This window comes from Kocuria sp. (assembly GCF_030536815.1).
Lineage (GTDB): Bacteria > Actinomycetota > Actinomycetes > Actinomycetales > Micrococcaceae > Kocuria > Kocuria gwangalliensis.
Map to the genome: position 1 here is coordinate 1 of NZ_JAUNPE010000056.1, position 14,362 is coordinate 14,362.

Genomic DNA, 14,362 nt, shown 5'->3' on the forward strand with positions numbered 1-14,362 from the left:
TGCCATTCGGGCGGCGGTCGCCAGGAGGCCGGGCTCGGCGGTGGGCACGACTAGAGGACTGGCGCCGCCGTGCTGGCCCGCACAGACAATTCAGGGGTACTGAGCGTCTGCCCGGCCGGTGCGGACTGCCCTTCGATCTGCCGACGAAGAACATCGACCAGACGCTCCCCCACTTCAGTGAACCCCTGGTGCACGCTGGTCAGCGGCGGCCATAGGTATTCGGCCAAGACGTCGTCGAACCCGACCACTGAAATCTCGTCCGGCACCTGACGACCCCGCTCATGCAGAGCGCGCAACAGACCCGCGGCCATCTCGTCGTTGGCGCAGAACACCGCAGTGGCCTGCGGGTCCTCGGCCAGCGCGGTGCCAGCTCGGTAGCCGGAGGCCGGCGTCCAGTCTCCAGAATACGGTGCAGGCACGGCCGCCCCCCGCCGAAGCAGTGCCTGCCGCCAACCGCTCTCGCGCAGCTGCGACTGCACCGAATCCTGCGGACCGGAGACGAAGTGCACTGTGGCGTGCCCCAGCCCCAGCAGGTGCTCGACGGCCAGCACAGCCCCTCCAACCTGGTCGATGCCCAAAGTGGGGTGTGAAAGCGCCCTGGAGTCTGCGATAACCACGGGTGTGTGCGGAGGCACCACCAGCTGCTCAATCTGTTCTGCTTCCATCCCCAGCACCACGAGACCGGCCACGTCCTGACGCAGCTGGTTCAGGGCCGTGTTCAGGTCCTCCACCCCGCCAGACCGTGAGTGAGCCAAAGAGACCGCGTAGCCACTTGCGTGCGCAGCGGTGGCAATGGCCTCTGCTGTGTGAGCCTCACCCGTCCGTGCCATGTGGTGAGCCACCAGTCCGATGACGTCCGAGCGCCCCGATCGAAGAGACCGTGCAGCAGCATTGGGGCGGTACCCGATTTTCTCCATGGCATCGAGCACGCGCTGCTTTGTCTCCGGCTTGACGTTCTGAGCCCCGTTGGCCACACGGGACACTGTCTGAGCCGAAACCCCTGACAGCGCCGCGACATCGCGGGCCGTGGCCCTCTGCGCCCATTCCACGCCGCCTCGCCTGCTCTGCGGAGAGCGGGATTTCCCTGTAACCACGTCGCTCCTCATCTCCGGGCACCTTAGTTCCGAGCTTACAGCCACGCCCGGCGTCGACGCCCCTACTGTACGTCTCGCCGCTGACAGCCTTCCCCTCTTCAGCCAGCACGAAGCGAGACGCTTATGGTGACGTCACCATTTTGATCTCCCAAAATCCTTGACACACCTCACAATGGATAGGATCATCAGGTTTACGCCGATGTGATAACGCAAATATTTAGAGCAACATCGGCCGCAATCACATCAAGCCTTCTCAGGTCGCTCCCCGCTCTCTGCTGGCAGCGACCACCTCTCGCCCTAAGGCAGGAGCATCAATGACGATCACCCGCCGCCTCCACCTGGACCCCGCCGTCCTGCATGAGAACACTCTGCCGCCGCGCAGCTACTACATGCCTAGCTCGGGCCCCATCACCCCGGGCCCCGCCTCGCGCCAGGATTCGGACCGCATCCAGTTGCTCAACGGCACCTGGAGCCTGCTGCATGCCGAGAACGCCGAGGAGCTTCCGGTGGGCTTCTCCGCGCGCGACTTCCACAGCCCGGACGCGGTACCGCTGACAGTCCCCGGCACCTGGCAGATGCAGGGCATTGGCCAGCAGCAGTACATCAATGTCCGCTACCCATTCCCTCTGGACCCACCCCACGTGCCGTGGGACAACCCCTGCGGCGTGCACACCGTCGACTTCGACCGCCACGAGGACCCACAGGCGCCACTGACCCACCTGGTCTTTGAGGGCGTGGACTCCTGCTATTACGTCTGGCTCAACGGCACATACGTGGGCTACAGCCAGGTTTCCCACGCCACCGCTGAGTTCGACGTCACCGAGCTTCTGGAGGCCGGGGGCAATCGGCTGACCGTGTTGGTGTTCACTTGGTGCGACGGCAGCTATCTGGAGGATCAGGACAAGTTCCGTCAGACCGGGATCTTCCGCGACGTCTATCTGCTCTCGCGGTCCGCCGACGGCATCCGCGACTACAGCGTGCGCACCACCTGGGATCCGTCCTCCGCCGGCGTGACGGTGCGCGCGGACTTCCGCAGTGAGGAGACTCCAGTGCGCGTGCGTCTAGTGGATCAGGACCGCTGCGTGGACGAGAGCGACCTGACTCCCACAGCCGGTGACGACGAGTTCACCCACCAAGCCCAGCTGACCGTGCCGAGCCCGCGCATGTGGACCGCTGAGACGCCGCACCTCTATGAGCTGCAGTTGGTCACAGAGGACGAGACCATCACCGATCGCGTGGGTCTGCGTGAGATCGCGGTCCAGGACGCCGTCGTTCTCCTGAACGGCTCGCCGATCACGTTTCTCGGCGTCAACCGCCACGACTTCCACCCCGAGACCGGCTTCACGGTGTCGCTGGAGGACATGCGGCGGGACCTGGTGCTGATGAAGCAGCACAGCTTCAATGCCGTGCGTAGCGCCCACTACGCCAACTGCCCGCAGTTCTACGAGCTGTGCGATGAGCTGGGACTGTACGTGATGTCGGAGGCGGACAATGAGAGCCACGGCACGCAGGCGCGCTATCTGCGCGACGACAGCTGGGAGCACACGGTCCAGCGCTGGAACGAGCTCATCGCGGACGACTCCGCCTGGGTCGGGGCCACCCTGGACCGCTCGCGCCTGTCCGTGATCCGGGAGAAGAACCGGCCCAGCATCCTCGTCTGGTCGGCCGGCAATGAGGGTGCGTACGGGGTGACCTTCGAAAGGGCCCTGGAATGGACCAAGCGCTACGACCCCACGCGTCTGACCCATTACGAGAGCTCCTACTATGACGACGGCAAGCGCCCGTACGACTACACGAACATCGACATCGACTCGCGGATGTACCTCAGCCGCGAGGACATCCTGACCGAGCTCTCCCAGGGGACCGCCAAGCCCTACCTGCTGGTCGAGTACTCACATGCGATGGGCAACGGCCCCGGGGACCTGGCCATGTACGCGCAGCTGTTCCGAGAGCATCCGCAGATGTGCGGTGGTTTTGTGTGGGAGTGGGCCGATCATGCGATCGCCGCCGGGCAGACCGACGACGGCCACACCACCTACCGCTACGGCGGCGACCACGGAGAGACCCTGCACGACGGCAACTTCTGCGTGGACGGGCTGGTCGCCCCGGACCGCACCCCGCACCCGGGCCTGCTCGAGTACAAGAACGTGCACCGGCCGCTGCGGGCGGTGGCCTTCGACCAGGACGCCGGGCAGCTGATTCTGCGCAACGACTGGGACTTCACCTGGGCGGATGACAGCATCGCGATCCGCTTCGAGCTGGATCACGACGGCGACCTGGTGCACTCCGGTGCTCTGAGCCTGCCGGAGCCGCTGGCTCCGCACGCCGAGATCGAGGTGGAGATGCCTCTGCCTGTGCCGGACTCCGGCCGATGCCACCTGCGGGTGCACACATCCATGGTCGAGGCCACCGCCGCACTGCCCGCCGGACACGCGCTTGGATTCGATGAGATCGAGCTTCGCACCGCCCGGCCCGCCCACCGGCAAGCCGCCGCTCTCTTGGAGCTTTCTGAACGCGACCCCGCGCCCACCGCGATGCGTCAGGGTAGATGGATCACCGTGACCGCACCCGACGCCGAGGCCAGGATCGATGCCTTCACCGGGTTGCTGCACGGCTTGAGCGCGGGTGGACGTAAGCTGCTCAGCGCTCCGGCGGAGCTCAACATCTGGCGGGCCCCCACCGACAACGACCGCAATATCAAGCGTCAGTGGCTGGCCGCGCGCTACGACATGACTCACGTCCACGCCTACGACGTGCAGATCGACCAGTGCAACGGCGCGGCCGTGGTGACCGCGCAGGCCGCGCTGGTGGCCCCCACCATGCAGCCGATCCTGCGCCTGGACCTGGCATGGAGCTTCTTCGCCGACGGCCGCATCAGCTTGTCCGTCCACGGGCACAAGGATCCTGAGATGCCGGACCTGCCGCGCTTCGGCCTGCGGCTGTGGCTGCCGGAGAGCATGAGCCGGGTCGATTACTACGGTATCGGCCCGTTGGAGAGTTATCGGGACAAGCGGCACGCAGGCTGGCACTCAACCTTCAGCGCGCACGTGGACGAGCTGCACCAGGACTATCTGCGCCCGCAGGAGAACGGCAGCCATGACGACTGCGAGATCGTCTCGGTCCGCGGAGCGGGGCTGGGGCTCACGGCTGTGGGACCGGAGCGGTTCTCCTTCAGCGCCTCTCCCTATAGCCAGGAGGAACTCACCGCCCGGGCCCACAACGTGGAGCTGCAGCGCAGTGGGCACACTGTGCTGTGCCTGGACGCAGCGCAGGCGGGCATCGGCTCGAACAGCTGCGGACCGGCGCTAGACCCGCAGTTCCGGATCAGCCAGGAGGAGCTGGACTTCAAGATCACCCTCATCCCCACCATCGACGAGTGACTGCTCGTCCGCACGAGATACGACGAGGTGCAGCTGTGCAGGAGAAGACGTACCTGAAGTGGTACAACAAGTTGGGCTACGGCTCAGGAGACATTGCCGGGAACGTGGTCTACGTCCTGCTCTCGGCGTTCATGCTGATCTATCTCACCGACACGGTGGGGCTGAACCCGGGCATCGTGGGCACACTGATGCTGCTGGCCAGGGTGCTCGACGGCATCACCGACGTCGTGTTCGGCGCGCTGATGGACAAGACGAAGTCCCGCATGGGTAAAGCCCGCCCCTGGATGTTCTGGGGCTACTTCGGCTGCGCGATCACCCTGATCGCGCTGTTCGCCATCCCAACGCAGATAGGTGAATTCGCGCAGTACGCCTGGTTCTTCGTGGCATACGTTCTGCTCAACTCGGTGTTCTACACCGCGAACAACATCGCCTACTCGGCGCTGACCGCGCTGATCACCAAGAACGGCGCCGAGCGTGTGCAGATGGGTTCGATCCGCTTTATGTTCGCCTTCGCCACCAACCTCCTGATCCAGGCAATCACCATCGGCGCCGTGGAATCGTTTGGAGGGGGCGCCGAGGGCTGGCGCACCATGGCCATCGTCTATGCGGTCGTGGGCTTGGCGGTGAATTCCCTGTCGGTGCTCTCGGTGCGCGAGTTGCGCGCCAGAGACCTGATGGACCGGCCGGACCAGGAGGCCCCCACCCAGGCGATGAATCTGCAGATGGAGCACTACTCCCCGAGCAGCGCGGCCCGGCTGCTGGTGACCAACAAGTACTACCTGCTGATCCTGGCCGTCTTCATCCTGATGCAATTGTTCTCGGCCATGGTGAACACCACCGGCATCTTCTTCATGACCTATGTGCTGGGGGATCCCGGTCTGCTGGGCACCTTCGCCCTGGCGCTGAACGGCCCGCTGGTCGTGGCACTGGCTGTCACCCCGCTGATCGTCAAGCGCGTGGGCGCCATGTACGGGGTGAACCTGTGGGGCTACGTGATCGCCGTGCTGGGCCGCGTGGGCGTGATCGCGGCCGGCTACGCCGAGTCTGTGCCGCTGATGCTCCTCTTCACGGCCGTCGCCTCGCTGGGCATGGCCCCGCTGCAAGGCACGCTGAACGCTCTGATCGCCGAGGCTTCCGAGTACACCTATCTGCGCACCAAGCAGCGCATCGACGGCACCCTGTACTCGGCCACTTCGCTGGGCGTGAAGGTCGGCGGCGGCTTGGGCACCGCGCTGGCTGGCTGGCTGCTGGCCTGGGCGCAGTACGACGGCATGGCCGACGTGCAGCCGGACTCAGTTATCACCATGCTGCATGTGATGTATCTGTGGCTTCCCGCGGCCTTCAACGTGGTGATTCTGGTGCTGCTGCGCAAGCTCGATGTCGAGCGGGTCAACCGGAGGTTGCGGGAGGAGCTGGAGCAGCAGGTCTGATCCCGAGCCAGCCTCGTCGTCATGGTGCCGCCGTCAGAGAGCGCGAAGGCGCCACTGCAGCCGGTGTGTGCTGCCCGGGGCCAGGTGCACCAGGTCCTGTCCGCTGCGGAAGGCGTCCGGCGGGCAGTCCATGGGCTCGATGGCCACAGCCGCTCGCGGTCCGCCGTTCATGGAGTCCCCGGTGTAGACCTGCACCCATCGAGCACTCCCGTGCCAGCTGAGCTCCACGCCCTGTCCGACGGTTGACCACAGGCGCGCCGTGCACCAGCCCTCGGCGTCGTGGGCGACGTCGGTGAAGGCGTGGTCCAGCTCTGCGCCGGCCAGGCTCCGCGAGGTGCGGAAGTCGAAGGGGGTGCCGGGCACGGGCACCGACTCGACCGGCAGGCGCGTGGCCGGGCTGACCTCCAGACGGGTCCGGGCCGGGAGCTCCAGCCGCCAATCATCGGCCATGCCGGGACCGGCCACCAAATAGGGGTGAGGACAGCTGCCGTAGGGCGCGCTCTCCGCACCGAGGTTGCGCGCGGTGATCTGTGCCTGCAGCCCGTGCTCGTCGACCGCGTAGCGGGCCGTAACCTCCACGTCGAAGGGATAGCCAGGTTCTGTGCGCACATCTTGCGTCAGCTCCACGGAGAACTCGTCCCGGTGAACGATCCGCCACCAGCCGTACTCCGTCAGCCCGTGCAGCGCAGCCCCGTGGGCGGTGTCGTTGAGCGGCAGCTGGTGCCACCGTCCGGCGAACTCGTAGCGTCCCCCGCCCAGCCGGTTCGGCCAGGGTGCACACACCGCACCTCGGTAGTCGTCATAGGCGACTCCCGGTTGCCGCGCTGCCATCAGCGGACGACCGGAGTCCTCCACCCGGCACAGCGCTGCGGTCGACGGATCGACGACCGCGGCCACCCGCCCCCGACGCAGCAGGACCTCGTTAGTGACCTCAGACGCGCTCATGCGCCGCGGTCGGCACCGGCGGAGGGCAGCACGGTGAAGAGCTGAGGCGCACGGAATCCGCTGCGCTCGAAGGCATCGAGCACCCCGGTCCGCACTGTCTGCTCATCCTCCTGGTGGATCAGCGCGATAGCCGATCCCCCGAAGCCACCACCGGTCATCCGCGCACCGAGCGCACCGGCCGCCCGGGCGGCCTCCACTGCGGAGTCCAGCTCGGCACAGGAGACCTCGAAGTCCTCGCGCAGCGAGGTGTGAGAGGCGTTGAGCAGCTCGCCCACCGCGATGAAATCCCCGCGTTCCAGCAGTTCCACGGCTCGGAGCACCCGCCCGTTCTCCGTGACGACGTGCCGAGCGCGACGGGTGGTCTTCGGATCGAGGAGCCCACCGAAGCTGCCGTCCGGTCCAGCCTCGATCTCTTCCAGGGCGACGTCGCGCAGACTGTCCCTGCCCAGCGTGCGTGCCGCGAGCTCGCAAGATGCCCGCCGCTTGGCATATTCCCCGTCAGCAAGGGAGTGCGCGGCCCGGGTGTCCATCACCAGCAGGCGCAGTCCGTGTTCCTGAAGGGGCAGAGGCACGGCGCGAGACTCCAGAGAGCGGCAGTCCAGGAAGAGGGCGGATCCCTCGCGCCCCATCAAGGAGGCGGACTGGTCCATGATCCCGGTCGGGACTCCGATGAAGTCGTTCTCCGCTTGTTGCGTCAGGAGTGCCTTTTGCTGAGGTGACAGACCGAGCCCGAGCAGGTCGTCGAGGGCCACGATCGTGGCCACCTCCATCGCGTGTGAAGAAGACAGTCCTGCTCCCACGGGGACGGTCGAGTCAAGCAGCAAGTCGAAGCCCGGCACATCCGCTGCCCCTGAGCGGGACAGCGCGTACACCACGCCCGCGATGTACGCTCCCCAGCCTGTGACCGAGCCCGCCGTGAGAGATGCCACGTCGAAGGCTGCCCGGGAGACGCCGCCTCCTCCGGGGGAGAAGGTTGAGGCCGCACGCACCCGTTCGGACTCCGGCTCATTGGGGTGATGGAGCCGGACGGCGACGAGTGCCGAGTGTCCGATTGCCAAGGGCAGCACGAAGCCGTGATTGTAGTCGGTGTGCTCTCCGATTAGATTCACCCGCCCAGGAGCGCGCCACACGCCATCGGGCTCTGCTCCGAAGACCTCGGTGAAGCGTCGAGTCACCTGCTGGACGCGATGCACGAGGTCCCGGTCCTCTGCTCCGCTGTGCGGTTCATTGATCATGCTCCCGCCTCCCGGAGGCGCTGAGCGGTCTGCTCGGCAGTAACGTCGTTGATGAAGGCGCCCATGCCCGCTTCCGAACCGGCCAGGAACTTCAGCTTGTCCTCCGCGCGCCGCGGGCTGGTCAGCTGCAGGTGCAACCAACCGGCCTCCCGATCCACAGCATTCACGGGAGCCTGATGCCACGCCGCGATGTACGGCGTAGGGGTGCTGTAGAGACGGTCCACCCTTCGCAGCAGATCGCGGTACAGCAGCGCGAGCTCGTCGCGCTCCCTGTCGTCGAGGGCAGCAAGGTCCGGCACCTGCCGATGAGGGACCAGGTGGACCTCGAGAGGCCAACGCGCGGCAAAGGGAACATATGCCGAGAAGTGGTCACCTTCCAACACCATGCGGTCTCCGGCCTCGGCCTCGGCTCGCAGCAACTCGCCCATGAGCGCCCGACCGGTCTCGTCCATGTGGTGACGAGAACGTGCAGCGAGTCTGGCTGCGTGCGGCGCAGCGTAGGAATACGCATAGATCTGACCATGCGGGTGGTGAAGAGTCACACCGATCTGCTCGCCGCGGTTCTCGAAGGGGAAGACGTGACGGATGCCCGGAGTCGCAGAAAGCGCTTCCGTCCGCTGGGCCCAGGCCTCCACTACTGTCCGTGCACGTTCGTCGGGCAGGTCTGCGAAGGACCCACGGTGCTCAGGGGTGAAGACCACGACCTCACAGCGGCCCCAAGCCGGCGACGGGTCCCCCCAGAGCGGCTCCTCCTCAGCGCTGCTGCTGGGGGTGGGAAGCTGGCCGACGTCTGGCCCTAGGGACGGGAAGCGGTTCTCGAAGACCACCACGTGGTAATCCTCAGCAGGGATCTCCGATTCCCTTCCGCCGGTGGATGGGCACAAGGGGCACTGATCCGCCGGCGGCAGATAGGTCCTGGTCTGACGGTGGGCTGCCACAGCCACCCACTCCCCTGTCAGCCGGTCGTAGCGCAGCTGACCGTGGCCGGCGCGCTGATCCAACGGCCGAGTATCGTGCACATGCTCGATCACGGACGACCCGCGATCGGCGAAGAAGATCGCCTCCCGACCATCGGCCAGGTGATGGGTCCGATGCTCGAATCCTGGCCGGCCGGGGGCAGTCGAGGTGCTCATCGGATGACTCCGTTCGGGTGCGGGACTGTTCTCTACGAGATATGATAACGCAAACACTATTAATGCGGGAGACCTGCATTCTCTCCCCCGGCGTTATGGAGTCCGGTCAGACTGTCACCTAAGCGTGCAGCAGCCCCCAACAACGGCGCGTTCATCTTACGGCTCCCGGGCCAGTTGTCGAGGTGTTTACTGCAATCTCTGCTTCGTTTTTCGCAAGGAACTTCACCGACCGGGCGATGAAGCAGTACTTACTCACACCCTCGTGCAACGTCAACGCCGCGCGCGGTCGCTGTCAGCAGTGATGGTCACCCGTGGCCTGAGCATGACGCGCGCAAACTCACCCTCGCCACTGGCGGCAACGGCCATGGTTCCCATCGCGTGGTCCTCGTAGTCCAGTACGACGACGCCCGGGGCATGGACTTGATGTTCCCGGCCGTAAAAGGTGTACGACCCGGTCCCTGCGCCGTGATTACCGGCCCACCTAACGGTGCCGTCATAAAAGTGATGAGCGGGCACGGCTCCCCTCCCCTGGGGCCGGATGGTTCACCACACGATCATGCGGCGCGCTCAGTCCCGCACCTGGCGCGCGAACTCCAGGAGATCGTTGGCGAAGACCTCCGGCTCCTCGAACGCGGCGAAGTGGCCGCCGCGGTCCATGTCCGACCACCGCACCACGTTGTACCCGCGTTCCACCAGGCTGCGCGGGGGCCAGGGCATGAACTCGCCCGGGAAGTTCGCGACCGCCGTGGGAACGCTCACACGGGCGCCGTCGGGCATCCGGCGTGAGTCCTCGCCGGCGGCGCCGCGATACAGCCACGTGGCGGTGCCGAAGCTGCCGGTGACCAGGTACATCATCACGTTGGTCAGTAGTTGGTCCCTGCTGAACACGTTCTCGATGTGGTCTACTTGCCCTTCCGCGGTGGTGTCCGCCCAGGTATTGAACTTCTCCAGGATCCACGCGGCCGCCCCCACGGGACTGTCGGCCATGGCGTAGGACAGGGACACCGGTTTGGTGGACTGCTCATGCATGTAGCCGCTCTCGGCGGCCATGAGGGTCCGCATCCGTTGCTGCCAGGCCTTCTCCTCATCGGTCTGCGGGCCGCCGGCCGGTTGCAGACCCAGCATGTTCAGGTGCAGCGCGCGGCACCCGCCGCGGTTGCTTGTCGAATGCTCGAACGCCAACCACCCGGACACCATCGCACCCCAGTCCCCGCCCTGGGCAATGTACGTCTCGTACCCCAGAACCTCCCGCAGCAGCCGGTCCCACAGCTGCGCCACGCGACGCGGCCCGATCGGGCGGTCCGGCGCGCCCGAGAAGCCGTAACCGGGCAGTGACGGCACCACCACATTCACGCCGTGAGCGGCGTTCCCGCCGTGGTTCTCGGGGCGGGTCAGCCGCTCGATCACGCCGTAGAACTCGTACACGGAACCCGGCCAGCCGTGGGTGAGCACCACGGTGGGGGCACCCGGCGCGGAGGCCCTCACGTGCAGGAAGTGGATGCTCTGCCCGTCCACCTGAGCGGTGAACTGTGGGAAGCGGTTGAGCTCGGCTCGGCCGCCCGCCAGTCGAACTGCTCCGTCCAGTACCGGCACAGTTCCCGTAACCAGGCGGGGTCCGTGCCGTAGGTCCACGGATCCTCGTCCGGGGCGATCGACGGCGTGCGCGGCCACTCGTAGGCCCGAACCTTCTCGCGGATCCCGTCGAGGACCCGCTGGGGCACCTCCACGGTGAACGGTTGCGGTGCGGTCATGGGCGATCTCCTCTGTGGGTTTCCGGACATCACTGGGTGTGCAGGACCGTCTTGAGCCAGCCTTCGTCGCGGCGGTCGAAATGCAGGTAGGCGTCCACGACGTCGGTGATCGGCTCGTGCTGGGTGACGAACGGCGTGGGATCGAAGATCCCGGCGGCCACCCGCTCCACCAGCGGCGGCGTCACGGACCGGTGGTCGCAGTTACCGGAGCGCAGGGTGAGGTTCTTGTTGGTGGCAGCCCCAATGGAGAAGGACGTCAGATCGGGGGAGAACACCCCGATGATCCCGATCCGGCCGTACTTGGCCACCGACTCCACGGCCCACTGGGACGACTGCGAAGGGGCGTTGGGGGGGGACCCAGTTCTCACCCTGCACGTTGGTCTTGGGCGCCACCTGCGCCACCTCGGCGGCGAACTCCTCCGCCTGCTGCTCACCCGCGCTCGCGGCGGGCCCGTGAGCGGGTCGCTGGGAATCCACCCCCACGGCCTCGATCACGGCGTCCACACCCACGCCCAGGGTGGCGTCCATCAGGGCCTCCACCGGGTCCTCCCCGTTGAAGTTGATGACCTCCGCGTTCTGCCCGCGGGCCTTGTCCAGGCGGGACTCGACGCCGTCGATCGCCCACACCCGGCCCGCGCCCTGTTGGTACGCGGCGGCAATGGCGAGCTGTCCCACGGCCCCGGCCTCGTACACGGCCACCGTGTCACCGCGGCGGACACCGGCCAGTTCCGCGCCGAACCACGCGGTGGGGTAGATGTCCGAGAGCAGGATCGCCTGGTCGTCGGAGACGTTGTCCGGCAGCGGAATCAGCGTATTGGAGGCCCACGGGACGCGAGCGTACTCAGCTTGCAGGCCGTCGACCGGCCCGGTGGGCGCGGGGCCACCGAAAAAGCTCGTTCCGGCCTGGGTGCCGTTGGGATTGGCGACGTCGCACTGAGCGGTCTGCCCCATCCTGCAGTACCGGCACACCCCGCAGGACATGGTGGAACACGCGATCACCCGGTCCCCGCAGGAGAGCCCGCGCACGGCGGAACCGACCTCCTCCACCACGCCCACCGCTTCGTGGCCCAGGATGGTGCCCTCTTTCATGCCCGCCATGGTCCCGCGGATGAAGTGCAGGTCCGTGCCGCAGATGGCGCTGCAGGTGATGCGAACGATTGCGTCGGTGGGTTCCTGGATCGTGGGGTCAGCCACGGTGTCCAGGCGGATGTCCCCCTCGCCGTGCCATACCAGTGCTTTCACCAGTGACGCTCCTCAGCTGTAGCGGTGATCGTGCAGGGCGGGTCAGCGGCCGGGTGCGACGGCGGCACCGAAGTGCTCGGCGGTTTCCCGCTGCGCCTGTTCGGCCTTGTCCAGCACCGGGGCGGCGCCGAAGAATTCATGCATCACGCCCTGGTAATGGGAGGAGGTGGTGGGCACCCCCGCAGCTTCCAGGTTGGCCGCAAACTCTTGTCCCTGATCACGCAGGATGTCACGCTCGCACGTGATCACCAGGGTGGGGGGCATTGAGGCCAGGGACTCCCGGGGCCAGTTCAACAGGTCGATCCTTGGATCCGTGGCCGCCTCGGGCACCCCCTCGAAGGCGTACATGGCCATCCAGGACAGCAGAGGCAGCCTCAGCGGTCGCCCGTCGGCCTCGCTGGTCATGGACTCCCCATGCGGCTCCGCCGTGGTCAGCGGGTACGCGCACACCTGGGCCGCCGGCAGCGGTTCCCCGGCCTGAACCAACTGCAGGGTGGTGGCCGCAGCCATGGTCCCGCCCGCGGACTCCCCGCCAATGGCCATCCGGGAGGGGTCCCCGCCCAGTTGTGCGGCATTGGCGGCGGTCCAGCGCCAGGCGGTCAGGACGTCGTCGTGCGCGGCGGGGAACACGTACTCCGGGGCCAAGCGGTAGTGCGGGGACACCACGATCGCCCCGGTCTTGTTCGCCAGGCCGCGGCACGAGGAGTCGTAGGAGTCCTCGTCGAAGAGCACCCACCCACCGCCGTGGATCCACAGGATGATCGGCTGGGTCCCCTCCGCGGCGTTCGCCGGGGTGAACACGCGCAAGGTCTGTTCGCCACCGGCGCCGTCAGGGATCTGCACGTCTTTCACCGAGTCCACCGGTTCGGGGTACTCGATGCCCCGGTCCCGCATGACCTTCTTGAGTCCGTCGCCGAGGGCCGGTTGCTTGCGGGCCTCGGCCGGCTCCAAGATTTCCGACGGGCGCGGCGTCAGCTCGGAGTAGGCGTCCACGAGGGCCTGAGCCTGCGGGTCCAGCAGTCCGGAGGCATCGGTGGCCAGGTGCTTGTTCTTGCCCGTCACCGCGGCCTTGGCCGCGTCCACCGGCTTGGCCAGTGCGCCCACCGCCCGCTCGATCTTGCCCTCGTCCGGGGCGTGCGGGTGAGGCGCAGGCGGCGCCTGACGTTTAGCGGCCAGGACCTGTTTGCCCAGCTCGGCCAACTTGTCCGCGCCCACCTTGTCGCGGAACGCAGGCATCTCCTCCTGCTCCTCGTCCTCCACGTGGTGGCGGGTCACTTCAATTAGCTCGGACAGGGCCTTTTCGAACTCGTCCTCCCCGGGATCGGTCTTGCTGAGGGTGGCCAGCAGCTCTTTCATGTCGCCGTGCTCCTGCCGGGCGTCGTCGTCGAACTCGTCCATCCCCAGCGTGCGCCACAGCGGATACATCACCACTTCCTCGGCCACGGTGTGCGTGGACAGCTCGACAATGATCTGGTCCGTCAGGACACGGCGATCCCCGCGGCCCGCCTCCAAGTGCTGGAACAACCGGTCCACCACGGTGTGGTCGTCCGCAATCAGGTGGTCGATGTCGCCGGGCTGGGCGGGGTAATTCAGGGCCATGAAGAATGCTCCTCATAATTGACGCGGGGCAATTCTATCGAGCGCAACACGAACGTTTCCCCGGGCGGTAGCCACTCCGCGAGTAGCTGACAGCCTTCACCCTAAGCGCACTTACTGACGGGCTACAACCCCTCACGGGTGTGTTCGTGTGATGGGGGCGGGTGGTGAAAGCTGGTGGTGGGGATAAGAAAAGCCAGTGTCGGTGACCTCACCGTAGCGAGACCACCGACACTGGCTGCAGTAACCACGGTGTGTTAAATGAGTACAGGGCAGCGGGGGCCACCATATTGGTGTCGCCCGCTGCCCTGTGTACGTTGATTTCGGCGGTGTCTTACTCTCCCACACCCTTCCGAGTGCAGTACCATCAGCGCTGTGGGTCTTAGCTTCCGGGTTCGAGATGGGACCGGGCGTTTCCCCCACGCTATAACCACCGAAAACCTGTCCACCCCTGTACCCCACGCGTGTGTGGGGTGGGGGGGAAACCTGTTTTCTGGTCTGGTGTGTTGACCAGTATGTTGTTATCAAAACCCCCGGCCCCACACATGAGTGCGGG

Annotated in this window: 10 protein-coding genes, 1 rRNA gene and 1 pseudogene; 2 read left to right on the forward strand and 10 right to left on the reverse strand. The window is 66.5% G+C overall.

The window, feature by feature from the left end:
- Positions 1-50: 50 nt before the first annotated feature.
- The gene (locus Q4E95_RS06960) at positions 51-1,106 is read right to left on the reverse strand and encodes a LacI family DNA-binding transcriptional regulator (protein ID WP_303382629.1); all 1,056 of its coding nucleotides are present in this window, start codon (positions 1,104-1,106) and stop codon (positions 51-53) included.
- A gap of 302 nt (positions 1,107-1,408) precedes the next feature.
- On the opposite strand from Q4E95_RS06960, the gene Q4E95_RS06965 reads away from it, so the two are divergent.
- Positions 1,409-4,474, forward strand: coding sequence for a glycoside hydrolase family 2 TIM barrel-domain containing protein (locus tag Q4E95_RS06965; RefSeq protein ID WP_129699829.1), 3,066 nt, complete (start codon positions 1,409-1,411; stop codon positions 4,472-4,474).
- Between the two features lie 35 nt (positions 4,475-4,509).
- A complete protein-coding gene (locus tag Q4E95_RS06970; RefSeq protein ID WP_303382630.1) occupies positions 4,510-5,904 on the forward strand; it encodes an MFS transporter in 1,395 nt (464 codons plus the stop codon).
- Between the two features lie 33 nt (positions 5,905-5,937).
- On the opposite strand, the gene Q4E95_RS06975 is transcribed toward Q4E95_RS06970, so the two are convergent.
- From Q4E95_RS06975 to rrf, 9 genes and pseudogenes are all read right to left on the reverse strand, one after another.
- Entirely contained in the window at positions 5,938-6,849 is a 912-nt protein-coding gene (locus Q4E95_RS06975; protein WP_303382631.1) for an aldose 1-epimerase family protein, read from the reverse strand.
- Complete coding sequence (gene galK, locus Q4E95_RS06980; protein ID WP_303382632.1) at positions 6,846-8,084, reverse strand: galactokinase; 1,239 nt, start codon at positions 8,082-8,084, stop codon at positions 6,846-6,848. Before galK ends, Q4E95_RS06975 begins: the two co-directional genes overlap by 4 nt.
- Positions 8,081-9,217 carry a galactose-1-phosphate uridylyltransferase gene (gene galT / locus Q4E95_RS06985; protein ID WP_129699838.1) on the reverse strand — a complete coding sequence of 379 codons (1,137 nt, stop codon included), beginning with the start codon at positions 9,215-9,217 and terminating at the stop codon, positions 8,081-8,083. The genes galK and galT overlap by 4 nt, the downstream gene beginning before the upstream one ends.
- A 567-nt stretch (positions 9,218-9,784) precedes the next feature.
- Positions 9,785-10,702 (reverse strand): alpha/beta fold hydrolase, encoded by a 918-nt coding sequence (locus Q4E95_RS06990; protein ID WP_368660317.1) that lies wholly within the window; start codon positions 10,700-10,702, stop codon positions 9,785-9,787.
- A pseudogene (locus tag Q4E95_RS06995) lies at positions 10,691-10,998 on the reverse strand (epoxide hydrolase N-terminal domain-containing protein); the annotation flags it as partial. The pseudogene Q4E95_RS06995 and the gene Q4E95_RS06990, both read right to left, overlap by 12 nt.
- Positions 10,998-11,153 carry a hypothetical protein gene (locus tag Q4E95_RS07000; RefSeq protein WP_202976175.1) on the reverse strand — a complete coding sequence of 52 codons (156 nt, stop codon included), beginning with the start codon at positions 11,151-11,153 and terminating at the stop codon, positions 10,998-11,000. The pseudogene Q4E95_RS06995 and the gene Q4E95_RS07000, both read right to left, overlap by 1 nt.
- Before the next feature lie 16 nt (positions 11,154-11,169).
- Positions 11,170-12,210 (reverse strand): alcohol dehydrogenase catalytic domain-containing protein, encoded by a 1,041-nt coding sequence (locus Q4E95_RS07005; RefSeq protein ID WP_303382635.1) that lies wholly within the window; start codon positions 12,208-12,210, stop codon positions 11,170-11,172.
- Between the two features lie 42 nt (positions 12,211-12,252).
- Positions 12,253-13,809, reverse strand: coding sequence for an alpha/beta hydrolase fold domain-containing protein (locus Q4E95_RS07010; protein ID WP_129699843.1), 1,557 nt, complete (start codon positions 13,807-13,809; stop codon positions 12,253-12,255).
- 318 nt (positions 13,810-14,127) lie between these two features.
- Positions 14,128-14,244, reverse strand: a 5S ribosomal RNA gene (gene rrf, locus Q4E95_RS07015).
- Positions 14,245-14,362: the final 118 nt, after the last annotated feature.